This is a genomic window from Micromonospora coerulea, assembly GCF_016598485.1.
Lineage (GTDB): Bacteria > Actinomycetota > Actinomycetes > Mycobacteriales > Micromonosporaceae > Micromonospora > Micromonospora coerulea.
Genome location: NZ_JAEMUW010000002.1, coordinates 166,815 through 185,038, shown reverse-complemented (window position 1 = coordinate 185,038; position 18,224 = coordinate 166,815). Strand labels below are relative to the sequence as shown.

Here is an 18,224-nt window from a genome sequence, read left to right as displayed (position 1 = left end):
CGTTGGCGAGCCTGTCGCGGTTCTCCCGGCGTACCCCGGGACGGCGGGCCCCACCGCCGGTCACCGCCGAGCATAACCCCGGGCCGGGCGTCGGTTTCGATCCTCCCGCGCCGGGGCACATCTCGCAGCGATCAATTCCGTGGAGAGGGGGTCGCTGATGGCGGGAGACAGCACCGCGACCGGCACGCGTTCGTCCAGGTCCCGCGCGGCCGACAAGAAGGCCGGGTCGGGGCGCGGGACACGCCGTGCGGGTCCACCGTTCCGCAAGCCGCCGTGGCCAAAGGCGTACTCCTTCGCCCTCGTCACCGGCGCGCTCTTCCTCTTCTCCTGGCTCGGCCAGTTCTTCTTCCAGATGACCGTGGAGAGCAACGAGGCCAGCCAGCACGGGCAGTCCTTCGCCTGGAGCGACTTCCTGCCGCAGTTCTTCGCCAGCACCTTCGAGAACTGGCAGTCGGAGTTCCTCCAGCTGATCTGGCAGGCCGCCGGCCTGGCGCTGTTCTACTACTGGGGCTCGTCGCAGTCCCGGGAGTCCGACGAGCGCATCGAGGCCAAGCTGGACGCGCTGCTGCGCGAGCGCGACCTCGACCCGGAGAACCCGTGACGGTGGGTTGATCCGGGCCGGCCCGGCCGCGGTCGGCGCGGCCATCGACGCCGGCCGCTGCCGGGCCCGTGACCTGGCAACCCAGCCGGTGCCGGGCGTACGGTACGCAGCAGCGCCCGGCGCCGCAGCGGTGGCGGGACACCGTCACGCAGGAGGTCACCGTGCAGGACCGCACCCCTCGTCCCGAGGAGCTGGAGCCCGTCGAGCGGGCCGGCGTCGACGAGCTGCGGGCGCTGCAACTGGACCGGCTGCGCTGGTCGCTGCGGCACGCGTACGACAACGTCCCGCACTACCGCCGGGCCTTCGAGGCCGCCGGCGTGTACCCCGACGACTGCCGGGAGCTGGCCGACCTGGCCCGCTTCCCGTTCACCGGCAAGGCCGAGCTGCGGGAGAACTACCCGTTCGGCATGTTCGCCGTGCCCCGGGAGCGGATCGCCCGGCTGCACGCCTCGTCCGGCACCACCGGCCGGCCCACCGTGGTCGGCTACACCAGCGACGACCTGGCCACCTGGGCCCGCCTGATGGCCCGGTCCATCCGCGCCGCCGGCGGCCGCCCCGGCGACCGGGTGCACGTGGCGTACGGCTACGGCCTGTTCACCGGCGGCCTCGGCGCCCACTACGGCGCCGAGGAACTCGGCTGCACGGTCATCCCGGTCTCCGGTGGCATGACCGAGCGGCAGGTGCTGCTGATCCGCGATTTCGAGCCCGACGTCATCATGGTCACCCCTAGCTACATGCTGGCCATCGTGGACGAGATGGAGCGCCAGGGCGTCGACCCGAAGTCCACCGCGCTCCAGGTCGGGATCTTCGGCGCCGAGCCGTGGACCGAGGACATGCGCCGGGAGATGGAACAGCGGCTCGACATGCACGCAGTGGACATCTACGGCCTGTCCGAGGTGATGGGGCCGGGCGTGGCCGTCGAGTGCGTGGAGACCAAGGACGGCCTGCACCTGTGGGAGGACCACTTCTACCCGGAGGTGATCGACCCGGTCACCGGCGTGGTGCTGCCCGACGGCGAACAGGGCGAGCTGGTGCTCACCTCGCTGACCCGCGAGGCCATGCCGGTGGTCCGGTACCGCACCCGCGACCTGACCCGGCTGCTGCCCGGCACCGCCCGGTCGATGCGCCGGATCGAGAAGATCACCGGCCGGACCGACGACATGATGATCGTGCGCGGGGTGAACGTCTTCCCCACCCAGATCGAGGAGCTGATCCTGCGTACGCCCGCACTGTCGCCGCACTTCCAGTGCGTGCTGGACCGGCAGGGCCGGATGGACACCCTCACCGTCCGGGTCGAACGCCGGGTCGGGGTGGCCGCGGACGAGGCCGAGCGGGCCGGGGCGGCGCTGGTCGAGCAGGTCAAGAACACCATCGGGGTCAGCATCGCGGTGCGGGTGGTCGAGCCGGACGGGGTGGAACGGTCGATGGGCAAGATGCGCCGGATCGTGGACCAGCGGCGGGGCCGCTGACATGGGGCAGCCCGACGGCCGCAACGCGGCGCACGACATGTTCGACGCCGACGTCGCCTCCAAGGCGCTCGGCATCGAACTGGTCTCGGCCGCCGACGGTGCGGCGGTGGCCCGGATGCGGGTCACCGCGGCCATGCTCAACGGCCACGCCATCGGCCACGGGGGCTTCGTCTTCCTGCTCGCCGACACCGCGTTCGCGCTGGCCTGCAACAGCCACGGGCCGGTCACCGTCGCCGCCGGCGGGGAGATCAGCTTCCTCCGGCCGGTGCGCGAGGGCGACCTGCTAGAGGCCCGGGCCACCGAACGCACCCGCTACGGGCGCAGCGGCATCTACGACGTCACCGTCTGGCGCGACACCGAGGTGGTCGCCGAGTTCCGGGGCCGCAGCCGCACCCTGGCGCCCTCCGCCGACGCCGGCTGAGCCGGCCCCTTCCGGCCCGCGTGCGACGCTGGCTGGCCCTCTCGGCCCGAGTGGGACGCGGCTGGGAGCCGGCCGTTTCGACACGGCCCGGTACTGCCGCCGGCCCGCGTGCCCTGGGGCAGGATGGCCGGATGGGACAGATACTGCTCTTCCACTCCGTCTACGGGGTGCGCCCCGCCGTGCTGGCCGCCGCCGACCGGTTGCGTGCCGCCGGGCACCAGGTGGTCACCCCCGACCTGTACGGCCTGCCGGCCGTGGACACCGTCGAGGAGGGCTTCGCCCTGCTCCGCAAGGTCGGCGAGGACGCGGTGCTCGACCGGGCCCGGGCGGCGGCGCGGGACCTGCCGCCCGAGACGGTGCTGGCCGGCTTCTCGCTGGGGGCCGGGGTGGCCGGGGTGCTGCTCGCCGAGCGCCCCGCCGCCGCGGGCCTGTTGCTGCTGCACGGCACCGGTGGCGCGCCGGACGCGGTCCGTCCGGGGCTGCCGGTGCAGTTGCACCTCGCCGAACCCGACGAGTACGACCCGCAGGACGAGGTGGACGAGTGGCAGCGGGGGATGACCGCCGCCGGTGCCGACCTGTCGGTATACCGCTACCCGGGGCCCGGGCACCTCTTCACCGATCCGGATCTGCCCGACCACGACCCGGTCGCCGCCGAGCAGACCTGGGACCGCGCGCTGGCGTTCCTCGCCCGCCTCTGAGCCGACCGCCGGCCGGCCCTGCGCGGACCGTCCCCGCGCTCGACGCCCGCGCCGCCGCGCCGAACGTGCACCCGGCCGTGCTCCGGTCCCCGAGTCCGTGCCGCCCGGGCGGAGGTCAGGCGGCGACGAGGCGGGCCGGTACGCCCTCGGCGGGCCCGGGCCGGCGGGGCAGCGGCGTGCCGCCGGCCAGCCTTCGGGCGGCCGCCCGGCCGGCCGCGGTGGACGGCGCCGTGGTGGGCGCCCCGGATCGGGCGACGGAGCGTGGTCGGTCGGACGGCGATGTCGAGTACGGCGATCCGCCGGGTGCGACGTCCGGCTCGCGCGGTGCCGTCGGCGGCCCGACGGTCGCGAGGCCGCGCCGGCTCACCTCGCCGGACGCCCGGGGCCGGGACGGGGACCGGCGGGGCTGCTGCGTCGGTGCGAACCCGGGGTGACCTCCGCGTTCCCCGGTCGCGCGCGCCGGCCCGGCCCCGACCCGGTCGGGTCCGGTCCACGACAGCGTGGCGGGCTCCGGGCGCGCGGCCCGGCGGCCCGGCGTCGGCCGGGCGCGGACGTCGGCGGCGGCGCGCAGGGCGCGCACCTCCGCCGGGCGCCGGTTTCCGCGCACGTCGCTGACCGGGTGCCCACCTCGGGAGGAACCGGCATCGGGGGCACCGGTGGCCACTGTGGCCGGTCGCATGCCGGCGGGGCGGTGTACGGGGCGGGCGACGGCCGGCACAGCGGCCGCCCGGGCGGTGCGCAGCGGTCGGGCGGCGGTGGCGACGCCGGCCGGGCGCGCGGGTCCGGGACCGCCGTGAAGCGGCGAGCCGGCACCGGGCGCGCACGCCGTCCGGGCCCGGCGGGCGAACTCGGCCCGGACCGCGCGGGGCAGTCGGCGGTGCGCCACCCGGGCCACGGCCGGCTCGGCCACCTCGTACCCGCCGCGGGCCGGCCGCCCCAGCAGGCCGCCGGCGACCAGGCCGCGCAGTACCGGCTCCGCCCGGCCGGGAGCCCAGCCGAGCAGCCGCTCGACCGCGCCGGCCGGGAACCGGGTGCCGAGCGCCGCGCCGGCCATCAGGGCCGCGCGGTGGTCGCCGTCGAGCCGGTCCAGCCGGGCGTCGACGATGCGCCGTACCGGGTCGGGCACCTGCCCGGCCGGGGCGCCGCACTCCTCGTCGAGCGCCCGCACGTACGCCTCGGCCACCGCCGGGTTCCCGCCGACGAGGGCGAGCAGCTCCCGGGCCAGCGCGGCGGGCCGGCCGGCCCGGCCGAGCAGGTGCCGCAGCAACCGTCCGGTCTCGACGGTGCCGAGCGGCGGCAGGGGCACCCGCCGCCGCCGGTCGCCGGCGCCCGGCAGCACGTCCGCCCAGCCGGGGCCGTGGGTGGCGACCACCGCGAGCGGCAGCCCCCGTTCGGTCGCCGCGACGAAGAGCCGGTGCAGGAAGCGGTTCACCGCCGGCGCCGCCCGGTCCAGGTCGTCCACCGCGACCACCACCGGTTCCGCCGCGGCCAGCGCCAGCAGCACCTGTCGCCAGGCCTCGGCACCCCGCTCGGCGCCTGCGGCGTCCTCGGGCGCGGCGAGCAGCTCGGCCAGCGCCTGCGCCGCCGGAGCGCGCCGGGCCGGCGGCAGCACCGGGTCGAGCGCCGTGTCCAGCCGCCGCCGGACGGCCGGGGCCGGATCGGTGTCGCGGATCCCGGCGAACCCGCGGACCATGTCGGCCAGCGGCGCCGCACCCCCGCGGGCGTACGGCGGGCAGTGCGCGACGCACCAGCGCACCGGCGTCCCGTCCACCGTGGACACCGCCCGGGTCAGCTCGTGCAGCAGCCGGCTGCGCCCGCTGCCGGCCGGTCCGGCCAGCGAGATCCAGCGGGGGCGGCGGTCCCGTACCGCCCGGGTGATCTCCTCGCCCGCGGTGGCCAGCTCCCGGCGCCGGCCCACCAGGGGACCGTGGTGCCGGGCGGGGCGCGGGCGGGGCGCCCCGGTCACCCGCCAGACGTCCAGCGGCACCGCCTTGCCGGCCACGGTCATGGTCGCCAGCGGCCGCTGCTCCACCAGTCCGCCGGTGGCCCGCCGGGTGGCGGCGCAGACCACGACGGCGCCGGGCGGGGCGTACTCCTGGAGCCGGGCCGCGGTGGTGATCACCGCGCCGCTGGCCGTGCCGTGCCCGCCGTCCCGGGTGGCGGCGAGGTCGACCAGGACCTCGCCGGTCGCCACGCCGACCCGGACGCGCAGCCGGGTGCCGGCCGGCACCCGGCGGTCGACGGCCCGTTGGATCTCCAACCCGGCCCGCACCGCCCGGTACGCGTCGAAGCCGTCGGAGGAGTGCGCACCGAACAGCGCCATCACCGCGTCGCCGATGTACTTCTCCACCACGCCGTCCCACCGGCGCAGCACCGCGGCGACGGTGTCGAAATACGCCCGTTGCAGGGCCCGTACGTCCTCCGGGTCGAGCCGTTCCATCAGGCCGGTCGAGCCGACGATGTCGGCGAAGAGCACGGTGACCGTGCGTCTCTCCTCGGGCACCGGCCATCGTGGCGAACTGACGACATCGCGTTGTCCCACCGTCGTGGACATTGGCATCGCACCCACCCTTCCCCCCGCTCCGGTGCCTGACGACCTTCGGAGAGTTCCACCACCGGGTTCTCGGGGGATCGGCAGAACGACGTATGTCGGCCACCCGCAACCTTTAGTCGCAATGTCGACGCGAGGAGTACCACAAGGGGCCTGAGCCCGTAGAACGGTCCGGGAGTATGTGATTAGGCTGCGAGCCATGGCCAGCGATGTGGACACCGCACCGCTGGTCGGCCGTGCCGACCAGCTCGCGGCGCTGCGGTCGGCGCTGCTCGACGACGTCGCGCAGGGGCACACCGCCGCGGTGTTCCTGACCGGGGAGAGCGGGGTCGGCAAGACCCGGCTGCTCGGTGAGGTCAGCGCCCGGCTGCAGGACGCGGGCGCGCTGGTGCTGACCGGCACCTGCCTGGACATCGGCGACGCCTCCCCGCTGCACCCGCTGCGCCAGGCGCTGCGCCGGTTCGACGCCGAGCTGACCGCCGCGCAGGCCCGCACCTCCTCGGCGGTACGCGGCCTGCTGCAGATGTTCGACGACGAGACTCCGGGGCCGGACGGCGCGGGCGCGCTGCTGGAGCGGGTGTCCCGCGGGCTGCACCTGGTCGCCGCCGGTCGTCCGCTGGTGATCGTGCTGGACGACCTCCAGTGGGTCGACCGGAGCACCCGCCAGCTGCTGCTCTACCTGCTCGCCGGCCTCGGTGACCTGCAACTGTCGGTGCTCGCGGCGATCCGGGGGGAGGCGCTGCAGGGGGCCCACCCGCTGCGCCGCGTCCTCACCGAGCTGCGCCGGCTGCGGTCGGTCCGGGTGCTGGACCTGGCCCCGCTGGACCGCGCGGACACCGACCGGTTGGCCGCGGCCATCGTCGGCCGGCCGCTGACGCCCGAGGCGGCCGAGCTGATGTGGCAGCGCAGCGGCGGCAACCCGTTCGTGGTCGAGGAACTCGCCCGGGATCTGCGCGAGGGGCGCGACGACGTCTCCGACACCCTCCGGGAGATCTTCCTGGCCCGGGTCGACGCCCTGCCGCAGCACGCGCACGCGGTGGTGCACGCGGTCGCGGCCGGGGTCGAACCGGTCGAGCACTGGCTGCTGGCCCAGGTCGTCCGGCTGCCCGAGGAGGAGCTGATCGAGGCGGTCCGTGCCGCCGTGTCGCACCGGCTGCTGGTCGGCGCCGACGACGGGTACCGGCTGCGGCACCGGCTGGTCGCCGAGGTGCTGGCGCACGAGCTGCTGCCGGCCGAGCGGTCCGCGCTGCACCGGCGCTACGCCGAGGCGCTGACCTCGGCCACCGCGGAGCTGCACCAGGCCCGGCTGGCCCACCACTGGCGGCTCGCCGGCGAACCGGCCCGCGCGTTGCCGGCCGCGATGGCCGCCGCGCGAGAGGCCGAACGGCTGCACGGCTACGCTGAGGCGCACCGGCACTGGTCGGTGGTGCTGCAACTGGCCGACGCCCCGGCCGCTCTCCCGCCGGATTCCGATCGGGTCACCCCGGTCGAGGTGGACCGCGCCGAGCTGCTCGAACACGCCGCCGAGGCGGCACACCACTGCGGCGAGCACGCCCGGGCGCTGGCGCTGCTGGAGGAACTGGCCCGGCATCCGGCCGGCCCGGCCACCTGCGCCCTGCACATCCGGCGGGCCCGCTACCTGGCCGCCGCCGGCCGGTCCGCGCCGGCCGAGGCGGAGTACCGCCGGGCCCTCGAAGCCGCCGACTGCACGCCCCGGGAGCAGGCCACCGCCGCCGCCCACCTCGCCGAGCTGCTGCTGCACCTGGGCCGGTACGCCGAGGCCGGCGTGCAGGCCCGGGAGGCGTTGCAGCTCGCCGGTGCGGTCGACGGTTCCACCTCGGAGGTGGTGCTGGCCAGCGCCGCGCTGGGCTTCAGCGAGGCCTTCCTGGAGGATCCCGACGCCGGATTGGCGGTGATGCGGGAGGCGGTGGAGGTCGCCGAACGGTCCGGCCGGCCGGAGGACGTGGCCTGCGCGTACCTGCACCTGGCGGAGCTGCTGACCGGCCCGCTGAACATCCTCGAGGAGGGTGTCGTCGTCGCGCGCCGGGGCGCGGAGCGGGTGGCCGAGCTGGGGCTGGGCCGCACCTGGGAGACGCGGCTGCTGGCCATCGCCACCAACGGCCTGTTCCGGGTGGGGCAGTGGTCGGAGGCGGAGAAGGTGGTCGCGGCGGCGCTGCGGCACCGCCCGTCCGGCGCCGACGCGGTCGAGCTGCTGCTGGCCCGCTGCCGGCTCTCCGTCGGATACGGCGACATCGAGGCCTCGGACCGGGACCTGGAGGCGGTGGCCACCGTGCTGGCCGGCGGGGGCGCCCGGCACGTGCTGCCGATGCTGATCCTGCGCGCCGGGCTGGCGATGTGGGAGGGACGGCACGACCTGGCCCGGCAGGCCGTCCAGCGGGGCCTGACCGAGAGCCGGTCCGACGACGTCATCGTGCTGGCCACGCTGGCCTGGCACGGCCTGCGGGCCGAGGCGGAGGCGCACGCGAGCCGCACCATCGCGGTGGACGAGACGGCGGTCCGCCGGCTGCGCGAGGTGGTGGACCGGGTGGCCCGCAAGAGCGAACACGCCGGGCGTCCGGTGCGGTACATCGTGGACGGGTTTCTCGCGCTCTGCGCGGCCGAGCTGAGCCGCCTCGACGGCCGGGGCGACCCGGAGCTGTGGGCCCGGTCGGCGGCCGAGTGGGATCGGCGCCACCACCCGTACCCGGCGGCGTACTCGCGGCTGCGGCAGGCCGAGGCGCTGCTGGCCCGGCGCAGCCGGGTGGCCACCGCCGGGAAGCTTCTGCGGCAGGCGTACCAGATGGCGCAGGGCCTCGGCGCGGTGCCGCTGAGCTCGGAGATCTGTACCCTGGCCGGGCGGGCCCGGGTGACGCTGGAGGAGCGGCCGGCGCCCGCCGGTGCCGGGCCGGCGGCGGCCCGGCAGCGGCCCGCCGCGCCGCCGCCCGTCGAGCCGGCCGTGGACGAGCTGGCCGTGCTGACCGCGCGGGAGCGGGAGGTGCTGGCCGCGGTGGCCGAGGGGCTGACCAACAAGGAGATCGGCCAGCGGCTGTTCATCAGCGAACGGACCATCGGGGTGCACGTCTCGCACATCTTCGACAAGCTCCAGGTGCGGACCCGGGTCCAGGCGAGCGCGATCTTCCTGCGCAACCGCGGCGAACAGTCGTAGGACCGGCCACCCGACATACGTCGTTCTACTGATCCCGCCACGCCGCGCGGCTGGAAGGCTGTCCCACGTCACCGGCGGCACGGGGGTGACCGGCCACAGTGGAGGAGAGATGACCGAACCGGTCTGGGGTCCAGTGCACGACGACATCGTCGGGCTGCTCGCCGACCATCCGGCCGACGTGCCGGCGGTCGTCGACCACCTCACCAAGCTGCAGGATCTGCTGGTCCGGCTGCCGCCGCTGGAGGCGAGCTGTCCCCTCGCGGACTTCAACAAGCTCTACCTGACCATCACCAGCAGCGTGCTGGACGGCCTCTACGACGACCGCTTCGCCGACCCGGCCTTCCTGGCCCGGCTGGACGTCGAGTTCGCCGCCCGCTACTTCGACGCCCTGCGGTTCTGGACGGAGTCCAGCCCGAGCACGCCGAAGGCCTGGAGCTGCCTGTTCGAACGGATGCGCGGCCCGGACGCCCGGCCGCTGCCGTCGGCCGCCGCCGGGGTGAACGCGCACATCAACTTCGACCTGCCGTTCGCGCTGGTGACCACGCTGGAGAGCCTGGAGTCCGAGCCGGTCGACGAGAGCGACCAGCACCGCGACTACCTGGAGATCAACCAGATCTTCGCCGAGCGGATCCCGGCGCTGCGCCGCGGCTACCTGGACCACTGGCAGCTCATGATCGACATGGTGAACGGCGACATCGACGACTGGTACCAGGGCGAACTGGTCGAGTACACCCGGAACGTGGCCTGGCGCAACGCGCAGAAGATCTGGCGCTGCCGCCACGATCCGGAGGCCCGCGAGTGTGAGCGGACGCGGCTGGACGACAACGCCGCGCTGCTCGGCCGGCTGCTGCTCTCGCCCCTCGGGGCGTTCCTGCAGTAGCCGGGGACGGGGGGTCCCCGCGTTCCGCCGCACGGCGGGGCGCGGGGACATCGTCGTGCCCGGCGCGGGGCGCCAGCCGGTCCGGCTGGTTGGCGAGCAACACGGTCGACGCGGAGACCGCCGGTGCGGGCGGGTGTCGGTCCTCCCGTAACGGGTACGACCGGCGCATGACGACCAGCCAACCGGGCCGGCCCGCGCCGGCCCGCCCGATTAGCAGCGACACCGCCCGCCGGTACGAGTTCCGTTTCGACCCGGTGTTCCGGCTGCCGCTGGCGCTGCTCGGGGTCCGGCCGGGGACGGCCGTGGTCGAGCTCGACGCCGACACGCTGACGGTCCGGTTCGGCCCCTGGCGGCTGCGCACCGCCCGCAGCAACATCACCGGCGTGGAGCGCGCCGGGCCGTACCGCTGGTGGCGGGTGATCGGGCCGCACATCTCGCAGGTCGACCGCGGGGTGAGCTTCGGCACCACCACGACGGCCGGGGTCTGTGTCCGCTTCGCGAGCCCGGTGCCGGCGCTGCTGCCGACCGCCCGGCTGCGCCACCCCGGCCTGACGGTGACCGTCGCCGATCCGGACGGGCTGGTCCGCGCCCTGGGCGCCCCCAGCCCGGGCTGACCGGGTGGGTCGCGCCCGCCCGGCGTACCATCCCTCAAGCCCTGACGATCTTCGCGGCTTGCCCGGTTCGGCGGGGTGACGCCGTGGGTACCGCCTACGGTCGGGTCAGGGCCGGAAAGGGTTGCACATGGCGGACGGGCGGGACGGGGCGCAGCCCCGGCGTACGCGGGGGCGGCGCCAGCAGGCGCCGTCGGGGTCGGAGCGCGCGCTGCGTGCCGCCCGCGATCCGGAGCACGGCGAGCGCGCCGGGCGTGGCCCGGTGGGCGTCCCGGCGTCCGTGGAGAGCCCGGTACGGCCACCCGAGCCGGCCAGCGGGCTGAGTCTTTGGCTGTTCCAGCACCGGGTGCAGCCGGTCGGCCCGGAGACCCGGGAGGCGGAGGCCAAGTCGCACCCCTGGTGGCAGGTGATGACCCTGACCGGCGTCGACTACTTCTCCACCCTGTCGTACCTGCCCGGCATCGCGGCGGTGGCCGCCGGGGCGCTGTCGCCGCTGGCGACCCTGCTGATCGTGGCCCTGACCCTGTTCGGGATGCTGCCGATGTACCGGCGGGTGGCCCGGGAGAGCCCGCACGGGCAGGGCTCGGTCGCCATGCTGGAGCGACTGCTGCCGTTCTGGCGCGGCAAGGTCTTCGTCCTGGTGCTGCTCGGCTTCGTGGCCACCTCGTGGATCATCACGATCACCCTCTCCGCCGCCGACGCCACCGTGCACCTGCTGGAGAACCCGATCCTGCCGGCGTCGTTCCCGCACGGCACCACCGCGGCGGTCGTGGTGACGGTGGTCCTGCTGCTCATCCTCGGCGGCGTGTTCCTGCTGGGCTTCAGCGAGGCGGTGCAGGTCGCCATCCCGCTGGTGGCGGTCTTCCTCGGGCTGAACGCGGTGATCGTGGTCGCCGGGCTGGCGGAGGTCGCCGCCGACCCGGCGCTGCTGGGCGACTGGACGTCCCGGCTCACCGAGCGGGGGTCCAGCTTCACCGAGCTGGCCGGCCCGGCGGTGCTGGCGTTCCCGCTGCTCGTGCTGGGGCTCTCCGGCTTCGAGACCGGGGTGAGCATGATGCCGCTGGTCAAGGGGGGCGGCACCGACCCCCAGGCCCGCCTGGCAGCCCGGGTTCGCAACACCCGCAAGCTGCTCACCGCCGCCGCACTGATCATGTCGGTCTACCTGATCGCCACCACGTTCGTCACCACCGTGCTGATCCCGGCGAAGGAGTTCGAGCCGGGTGGGGCGGCCAGCGGTCGGGCCCTGGCCTTCCTGGCGCACGAGCGCCTGGGCGAGGGGTTCGGCACGGTCTACGACATCAGCAGCGTGCTGATTCTCTGGTTCGCCGGCGCCTCGGCGATGGCCGGCCTGATCAACATCGTGCCCCGCTACCTGCCGACGTACGGGATGGCGCCGGAGTGGGGCCGGGCCGTCCGTCCCGTGGTGCTCGTCTACACGCTGATCAGCATCGCCATCACCGTCGCCTTCCGCGCCGACGTCAACGCCCAGGCCGGCGCGTACGCCACCGGCATCCTGGCGATGATGGTCTCCGGCGCCATCGCGGTGACCATCTCGGCGTACCGGGCGCGGCACCCGTTCGCCGGGGCCGGCTTCGCCGTGCTGACCCTGGTGCTGCTCTACGCGCTCACCGAGAACGTGATCGAGAAGCCGGACGGCATCACCATCTCCGGCTTGTTCATCGCCGGCATCATCGCCGTCTCGCTGATCTCCCGGGTCACCCGCACCACCGAGCTGCGGGCCGAGCGGATCGAGTTCGACGAGCCCGCCCGGCGGTTCATCGCCGACTCCATCGCGCACGACGGCCGGTTGCACCTGATCGCGAACAAGCGCCAGACCGGCTCGCTCAAGGAGTACCGCCTCAAGGAGCGGGCGCAGCGCGGGATGAACCCGGTGCCCGGCGCCGCCGACGTGCTCTTCCTGGAGATCGACGTGGTCGACCCGTCCCAGTTCAGCCAGGTGCTGCGGGTGCACGGCGTGGAGGTCGGCGGCTACCGGATCCTGCGGGCCAGCAGCCCGGCCGCCCCGAACGCCATCGCCGCCATCCTGCTCGCGCTCCGCAACGCCACCGGGCTCCGTCCGCACGCGCACTTCGAGTGGTCCGAGGGCAACCCGCTCGCCCACCTGCTGCGCTACCTGATCCTCGGCCGCGGCGACACGCCGCCGGTGGTTCGGGAGATCATCCGCAAGTCCGAGCGGGATCCCGCCCGCCGCCCCGGGATTCACGTGGGCGGCTGAGGTCGGCGCCGGACGCGCCGCCGTCCGCCCCGGTCCGGCCGCCTCGCGGGTACGCCCGCACCAGCGTCCACGCGGTCGGGGTCAGCCGAGCGCGCGCAGCCGGGCGTTGAGGTCGCCGGCGCAGAAGTCCAGGAAACCGTCCGGGTCGGGGCCGGCGTTCTGCAGGACGATGTGGTCGTGGCCCGCCTCGACGTAGGCGCGCACCTTCGCCACGTGCACCTCCGGGTCCGGGCCGACCGAGAACTGCTGGCGGATGTGGTGGTCCTCCACCCAGGTGGTGGCGGCGTCGAAGTTCACCGGGTTGGGCAGCTCGCTCATCACCTTCCACCCGGTGACCGCCCACCGGCTGGTCTCCTTGGCCGCGTTGACCGCCTGCTGCTCGTCGGGCGCCCAGGCCATCGGCACCTCCGCGTAGCGCGGGCCCTGCCCGCCGGCCTCCCGGTAGTGCGCCACGATCGACGACTTCGGCTCGGTCGCGAAGAGGCCGTCGCCCAGCTCGGCCGCCATGGCGGCGGAGGACCGGCCGCTGGCCGCCACGGCGATCACCGGCAACCTCTGCGGCAGGTCGAAGACGCGGGCGTCCTCCAGCTGGAGGTGCTTTCCCTCGTACGACTGGTAGCCGCCCTGCCACAGCAGCCGGATGATCTCCAGGGCCTCGCGGAGCCGTTCGTGCCGGCCGCGCACGCTCGGGAAGCCCTGGCCGACCACGTGCTCGTTGAGCCGCTCGCCGGCGCCCACCCCGAGGGTGAACCGGCCGTCGGAGACCAGCGCCATGGTGGCGGCGGCCTGGGCGATGATCGCCGGGTGGTAGCGCACGCTGGGGCAGGTGACGCCGGTGGCGAGCCCGAGGGTGTTGGTCTTCGCGGCGATCGCGCCGAGCACGCTCCAGGTGAACGACGAGTGGCCCTGCACCTCCAGCCAGGGGTGGAAGTGGTCGCTCATCTCCACGAAGTCGAAGCCGGCCTGTTCGGCGCGGACCGCCTGGCGGATGAGCTCCTGCGGCCCGAAGGCCTCCGAGGCCAGCTTGTAGCCGATCTGCATCGCCGGTTCTCCCGTTCCGTCCGCCGCTGGGAGCAGGGCCCTTCCCGGCCCGACCGCCGACAAACGCTCCGACCCGGGAGCCCAGCCTCCTAGGACGCCTTACGGATAGTGACCCGAGCGGCCCGGGCACGACAAGGCCCGCGCCTCGGGGGAGCAGGCGCGGGCCGGAAGAGCGGGGTCGGCTACTTGGACGGCTCGGGGAGCTTGCAGTCCACCTTGGGGTTGGCGCCGACGTAGTTCAGCGGGCCGGCCACGATGGTGACCAGGATGGTGCCCGCCTCGGCGCAGTTGGTCTCGTCGTTGCCGTAGTAGCCGCGCTGACCGGCAGCGATCGCGCCGATGATCAGCCAGATGACGACCAGGACGCCGACTATCGAAGTGCCGCGCATGGGTTGCCTCCACGGGGGTGTGGTGATTTCGAGGTGCCACCCCTGTACCCAGTCCGGGCTTTCGGCTAACGGTGTCGAACACCGGACGTCCGGCCGGGTACGACCGATTCGGCTCAGTGTGGCGGTGACGGGTCCTCGGGCGGCCGCCCGCGGCTGCGCAGGTAATCGGCGACCGCCACCCCGGCCAGCACCAGCGTCGCGCCGAGCGAGGCGAACAGCGGCGGCAGGAAGAGCGCGACCGGGGCGACGACGGTGAGCAGCGCCAGCAGCCCGCCGGGGCGGGACAGCGAGACCCGGCTGAACACCTCGTACTCGAACAAGGCCCGGCCCATCAGGAACAGCGCCGGCCCACCCAGGATGACCGCCGCCCAGGCGGGCGGCGTCCGCCCCCCCGCCGGCTGGTGCAGCACCAGGTCGAAGCCGGCCGCGGTGGTCACCACCCCGGCCACCATCAGCAGGTGGGTGTAGGGGGCGGTGTTCAGGAACCGGCTCGGCTGCTTCGAGCTGGAGATGGCGCGCGGCAGCAGTTCCCCGGACTTGTGCACGTAGATCCGCCACAGCAGCAGGGTGCTGACGAAGGCGACCGTGAAGGCGCCAATGTTCTCCTTCTCGGAGTGGTACATGCTGAACATGGTGCCGATGGTCAGGATGGCGTCGCCCAGCGCGATGATGAAGAACTGCTGGTAGCGCTCGGAGAGGTGTTCCGCGGCCACGTTGCGCTGGGCGTCTGGCACCGCGCCGAGGCCGGGCACCGGATACGCGAGCCGGAAGCCGATGTAGTCGATGGCGAGCGCCAGCGCCCAGAGCGCCTCCCGGGCGCGGCCCGCGACCAGCCCGCCAATGATCCACGGCACCGCCGAGACGGCGAACCAGGTGAAGATCCGGGCCGCCCGGCGCTGGGTCTGCCGGTGCCCCCGGACCGTCGGCATGAGGAAGAGCCCGCGACCGAGATGGATCGCCACGTACGTCGCGGCGAAGACCATTCCCCGGTTGGTGAAGGCGTCCGGGATGGCGGTGGTCATCAGCAGCGCCCCGAACATGACCGCGATGATCAACATCTTGATCTCGGGGCGCTCGGGGTCGTACATGTCGGTGACCAGCGTGGTGATCGCCCAGGTCCACCAGAGCGCCATCAGGATGATGAGGGACTGCAGGGCCCGTTCCCAGTTGAGATCGACGACCATGCCGCGCGAGACGAGCGCCAGCGCGACGACGTAGACCAGGTCGAAGAAGAGTTCCAGCAGCGTCACCCGGCGGGGTGACTCCGGGTCGCGTATCGGCGGCCGGTCCCGCTTCGCGGGCTGCTCCGGCTTGGCGAAGGACACGGCTGCTCCTGCGGTGCGGGGTCGGCGCGGCGGGCCGGTGGCCCCCACCGACCGTAGCGACGACGGCCGCACGGTGTTCCCGGTTTCGGGGCTACGCCGCTCGCCGGCGGTGGCGCCGGCCGCCCGGCAACTCCATTGCACGGCGATGCCCCCGCCGCCACGCACCGCTGGTTGAGTACGCGATTTCCGTCGCCCGGTGACCGCGGGCCGGTGGCGACGACGGATCGTCACCACCGGCCCGGGACGTGACTCAGGCGTCCTCGCTGGCCCCTGCCGGGAGCACCCGGTCGGCCTCGGCGGGCGCGCCGGCCAGCACCCTGGCCTGCTGCGGCCAGGTCGCCAGGCTGGACGCGGCGCGCAGGCCGGCGGCCCGGATCGTCTCCCGCAGCGCCGCCTCGTCCAGCTCGCCGAGCTGGCGGTAGGTGTGGATCCCGGCGGTCTGCAGGGCGGCGGCCAGCTTCGGCCCGATGCCCTGGATCCGCCGGAAGTCGTCCACGGCAGCCACGGGAGTGGCACCGTTCGTCGCCACGACGGCGGGCGCGGCTACGGGCTCCGGCTCGACCGCGGTGGTCGTGACCTCGTCCTCCACGGCGGCCCGGGGTGCCGGGACGACGGCCGGCGCGGCGACCTGCTCGGCCTCGGGCGTCGGCTGCTCGGCGTCGGCGACCACGGTGGCCGGACGCGCCACCGGCTCGTCGTCCTTGGCCGGCTCGACCTCGGCCTCGGTCTCGGCGACCGGGGCGGGCTCGACGTCACCGGTCACGGCCGGACCGGTCGGCTCGACGGCCACCGGGGTGGCGTCGGCCGCGGCGGGGGCGGTGTCGACCGGCGCGGGCTCGGTGGCGTCGTCGGGGGTGGTGTCGGTGTCCGCCGCCGGCAGGGTGGTGGCGTTGGCGGCCAGGGTGGCGGCGGCCGGGGGAGCGTCGTACTCGGCCGGGGCGGGCTCCTCCGTGACCGCGGCGGGCGGGGGAACGTCGTCCACGACGGCCGCCGGCCGCTCGTGGTCGACGGTGGCGGTCGCCGGGACACCAGTGTCGGCGGCTCCGGCCACCGGGTCACCCTCCACGATGGGCGCCGTCGGGCTGGCGGCCGCCTGGCGGTCGCGCAGCACCCACCCGCCCGCGAGGCCCACCAGCAGGGCCAGGATCAGGATCAGCCATTGCCCGAAAGTCGACGGCACGGCAAACCTCCCTCTTATGTACGTGAACGACAGTCGCGAGAAAAACCGGGGGCAGCTTCGCACACGTACGTCGTCGACGACAGGGAGGTGGGCGGCTCGAGTCCCTGCTGGGACACGCCGTACCGGCGGGTGGTGACGGGATGACCCAGCGTGTGCCGTCCGGGCGGACCGGAGTAGGGGACCGCGCTGCGGGTGCGGCTGCGGAACGCCGTCTCAGCGCGCCGGGCCGGACGCCGGTGCGTCGGCGGCGTCCCAGGTGTAGAAGCAGCCGGCGACGGCGTCCCGCGGGGAGCCCCAGGTCGGCAGGTACGGCGCCGTGTGGGCGGAGAGCCGCTCGTTGACCTGCCGGTAGAGCGGGTGGTTGCGGACCCCCGTCGCCGCGTCCGGGTCGACGTCCACGGTCTCCATCAGATGTACGCACAGGTCGTGCAGGCAGTACAGCGACCGGTGCCGGACGCCGGTGAGGCCGGGCAGCTCCGTGGCGTCGGACTCGGCGAAGATCTGCGCGACTCGCCCCTCTGCGCCCGGGACGATGCGGCTGACGATCAACAGGCGACTCATCGGGACCCCTCTCGCCGGTGGTGCCCCAGATCCAGCCCGAGGACGTGACACCATGTCGGGTCACCATGACGGGCCGCTGTCACCTGCCCGTCACGCGCGGGAACCGCCCGGTGACGCCGGGTCGGGGCGGCGGCGGTCGGGTGGCGTGCCGGATCGGGGCCAGGGTCTCGTCGAGCAGTGCGCACATCGCCGGCGAGGGCTCCAGGCGCAGCTCACGCAGCAGCAGGTCGCGGTAGACGTAGAAGGCGTGCACCGCCTCGAAGGCGTTCCCCTCGGCCAGGTGGATCCGGACGACCAGGCGGTGTGGCGTCTCGCGGAGCGGCTCGGCGGCCATCGCCTCCAGCGCCGCCTCCAGCGCCTCGCCGTGCCGGCCCGCCGCGAGGTGGTTGCCGGCGAGCTGTTCGAGCATGTGCAGCCGGAGCTGGCGCAGCCGTTCGCGTTCCAGCAGGACCCAGTCGTCGTACCAGCCGGGGAGCAGGTCGTGGCGGCCGGCGGTGCCGACGACGTCCGGCGCGTCGCCGTCGCGAACCCGGGCCGCGACCTCGACCAGCTCGTCGGTGTCGAGGTGCACGGTCGGGCCGAGCCGGACGGTGTCCCCGTCGGTCACCAGTGGACAGCACGGGTCCTGGCGCAGCCGCCACAGCGCGGTACGCAGCGACGACAGCGCCCGCTCCTCGGACGTCTCCGGCCAGAGCAGCCCGGCCAGGTGGCTGCGGGTCGCGGCCGGCCGCAGGCCGATCAGCGCGATGACCCGTTGCAGTCCCCGGGGCACCACCACCGGCACGTCGTTGTGCAGCAGGCGGAACCCACCGAGCAGTTGCAGCGACACCCGCGGCGCGGGCCCGGTGCCGGCTGTCGGCATTGTGGAATGACCGGTCACCGGCGCGCACCCCCTGCCCCGGAATCCTCGTCCCGACCGTCCTTGTTGCTCCCGGTGCGCGGCTGCCCGCGACAACGGTGTCGGAACGGCTCCGCCGCGGCGACGGCGTTGGATACCGGTGCCGTCCGGGCTGACCGATCGGAGATTATCAACCACGGTTACACTGAGTCAACACATTCGTCGCTAATGTGACGGTCCGGAGGGGCCGGAAAGAG

General features: G+C 74.5%; 15 protein-coding genes. 8 read left to right on the top strand and 7 right to left on the bottom strand.

The window, feature by feature from the left end:
• Positions 1-157: 157 nt before the first annotated feature.
• The 4 genes from I8N68_RS03255 to I8N68_RS03240 all read left to right on the top strand — a co-directional run bounded on the left by I8N68_RS03255 (position 158) and on the right by I8N68_RS03240 (position 3,189).
• Positions 158-601, top strand: coding sequence for a DUF6766 family protein (locus I8N68_RS03255; protein WP_200207372.1), 444 nt, complete (start codon positions 158-160; stop codon positions 599-601).
• 68 nt (positions 602-669) lie between these two features.
• Positions 670-2,070: a phenylacetate--CoA ligase PaaK gene (gene paaK / locus I8N68_RS03250; protein WP_443673255.1), complete on the top strand. Its 1,401-nt coding sequence runs from the start codon at positions 670-672 to the stop codon at positions 2,068-2,070.
• Between the two features lies 1 nt (position 2,071).
• The gene (gene paaI / locus I8N68_RS03245) at positions 2,072-2,491 is read left to right on the top strand and encodes a hydroxyphenylacetyl-CoA thioesterase PaaI (protein WP_200207370.1); all 420 of its coding nucleotides are present in this window, start codon (positions 2,072-2,074) and stop codon (positions 2,489-2,491) included.
• A 131-nt stretch (positions 2,492-2,622) separates the two neighbouring features.
• Positions 2,623-3,189, top strand: a complete 567-nt coding sequence (locus I8N68_RS03240) for a dienelactone hydrolase family protein (RefSeq protein ID WP_200207368.1) — start codon at positions 2,623-2,625, stop codon at positions 3,187-3,189.
• A gap of 115 nt (positions 3,190-3,304) precedes the next feature.
• Here the strand turns inward: I8N68_RS03240 and I8N68_RS33500 are convergent, their stop codons facing one another.
• Positions 3,305-5,692 (bottom strand): AAA family ATPase, encoded by a 2,388-nt coding sequence (locus tag I8N68_RS33500; RefSeq protein WP_307812542.1) that lies wholly within the window; start codon positions 5,690-5,692, stop codon positions 3,305-3,307.
• A 247-nt stretch (positions 5,693-5,939) separates the two neighbouring features.
• Between I8N68_RS33500 and I8N68_RS03230 the strand changes: the two genes are divergently transcribed.
• The 4 genes from I8N68_RS03230 to I8N68_RS03215 all read left to right on the top strand — a co-directional run bounded on the left by I8N68_RS03230 (position 5,940) and on the right by I8N68_RS03215 (position 12,633).
• Positions 5,940-8,906 (top strand): ATP-binding protein, encoded by a 2,967-nt coding sequence (locus I8N68_RS03230; protein ID WP_200207366.1) that lies wholly within the window; start codon positions 5,940-5,942, stop codon positions 8,904-8,906.
• 109 nt (positions 8,907-9,015) lie between these two features.
• The gene (locus I8N68_RS03225) at positions 9,016-9,786 is read left to right on the top strand and encodes a DUF5995 family protein (protein WP_200207364.1); all 771 of its coding nucleotides are present in this window, start codon (positions 9,016-9,018) and stop codon (positions 9,784-9,786) included.
• Positions 9,787-9,953: 167 nt separating this feature from the next.
• Positions 9,954-10,400 (top strand): hypothetical protein, encoded by a 447-nt coding sequence (locus I8N68_RS03220; RefSeq protein ID WP_200207362.1) that lies wholly within the window; start codon positions 9,954-9,956, stop codon positions 10,398-10,400.
• 127 nt (positions 10,401-10,527) lie between these two features.
• Positions 10,528-12,633, top strand: coding sequence for an APC family permease (locus tag I8N68_RS03215; protein WP_200207360.1), 2,106 nt, complete (start codon positions 10,528-10,530; stop codon positions 12,631-12,633).
• A gap of 81 nt (positions 12,634-12,714) precedes the next feature.
• On the opposite strand, the gene I8N68_RS03210 is transcribed toward I8N68_RS03215, so the two are convergent.
• From I8N68_RS03210 to I8N68_RS03185, 6 genes are all read right to left on the bottom strand, one after another.
• Positions 12,715-13,674 carry a TIGR03557 family F420-dependent LLM class oxidoreductase gene (locus I8N68_RS03210; RefSeq protein WP_200207358.1) on the bottom strand — a complete coding sequence of 320 codons (960 nt, stop codon included), beginning with the start codon at positions 13,672-13,674 and terminating at the stop codon, positions 12,715-12,717.
• 182 nt (positions 13,675-13,856) lie between these two features.
• Positions 13,857-14,063 (bottom strand): hypothetical protein, encoded by a 207-nt coding sequence (locus I8N68_RS03205; RefSeq protein ID WP_200207356.1) that lies wholly within the window; start codon positions 14,061-14,063, stop codon positions 13,857-13,859.
• A gap of 113 nt (positions 14,064-14,176) precedes the next feature.
• Positions 14,177-15,388 (bottom strand): low temperature requirement protein A, encoded by a 1,212-nt coding sequence (locus tag I8N68_RS03200; protein ID WP_200207353.1) that lies wholly within the window; start codon positions 15,386-15,388, stop codon positions 14,177-14,179.
• Between the two features lie 250 nt (positions 15,389-15,638).
• Positions 15,639-16,568: a helix-hairpin-helix domain-containing protein gene (locus I8N68_RS03195; protein ID WP_200207351.1), complete on the bottom strand. Its 930-nt coding sequence runs from the start codon at positions 16,566-16,568 to the stop codon at positions 15,639-15,641.
• Between the two features lie 213 nt (positions 16,569-16,781).
• A complete protein-coding gene (locus I8N68_RS03190) occupies positions 16,782-17,129 on the bottom strand; it encodes a TcmI family type II polyketide cyclase (RefSeq protein ID WP_200207349.1) in 348 nt (115 codons plus the stop codon).
• Positions 17,130-17,208: 79 nt separating this feature from the next.
• A complete protein-coding gene (locus tag I8N68_RS03185) occupies positions 17,209-17,991 on the bottom strand; it encodes an AfsR/SARP family transcriptional regulator (protein ID WP_200207347.1) in 783 nt (260 codons plus the stop codon).
• Positions 17,992-18,224 lie beyond the last annotated feature (233 nt).

Coding starts and splice junctions, on each gene's coding strand:
- I8N68_RS03225 (WP_200207364.1), top strand. CDS start 9,016: ATGACCGAACCGGTCTGGGGTCCAGTGCACGACGACATCGTCGGGCTG.
- I8N68_RS03215 (WP_200207360.1), top strand. CDS start 10,528: ATGGCGGACGGGCGGGACGGGGCGCAGCCCCGGCGTACGCGGGGGCGG.
- paaI (WP_200207370.1), top strand. CDS start 2,072: ATGGGGCAGCCCGACGGCCGCAACGCGGCGCACGACATGTTCGACGCC.
- I8N68_RS03220 (WP_200207362.1), top strand. CDS start 9,954: ATGACGACCAGCCAACCGGGCCGGCCCGCGCCGGCCCGCCCGATTAGC.
- I8N68_RS03210 (WP_200207358.1), bottom strand. CDS start 13,674: ATGCAGATCGGCTACAAGCTGGCCTCGGAGGCCTTCGGGCCGCAGGAG.
- I8N68_RS03190 (WP_200207349.1), bottom strand. CDS start 17,129: ATGAGTCGCCTGTTGATCGTCAGCCGCATCGTCCCGGGCGCAGAGGGG.
- I8N68_RS03255 (WP_200207372.1), top strand. CDS start 158: ATGGCGGGAGACAGCACCGCGACCGGCACGCGTTCGTCCAGGTCCCGC.
- I8N68_RS03240 (WP_200207368.1), top strand. CDS start 2,623: ATGGGACAGATACTGCTCTTCCACTCCGTCTACGGGGTGCGCCCCGCC.
- I8N68_RS03185 (WP_200207347.1), bottom strand. CDS start 17,991: ATGCCGACAGCCGGCACCGGGCCCGCGCCGCGGGTGTCGCTGCAACTG.
- I8N68_RS03205 (WP_200207356.1), bottom strand. CDS start 14,063: ATGCGCGGCACTTCGATAGTCGGCGTCCTGGTCGTCATCTGGCTGATC.
- I8N68_RS03230 (WP_200207366.1), top strand. CDS start 5,940: ATGGCCAGCGATGTGGACACCGCACCGCTGGTCGGCCGTGCCGACCAG.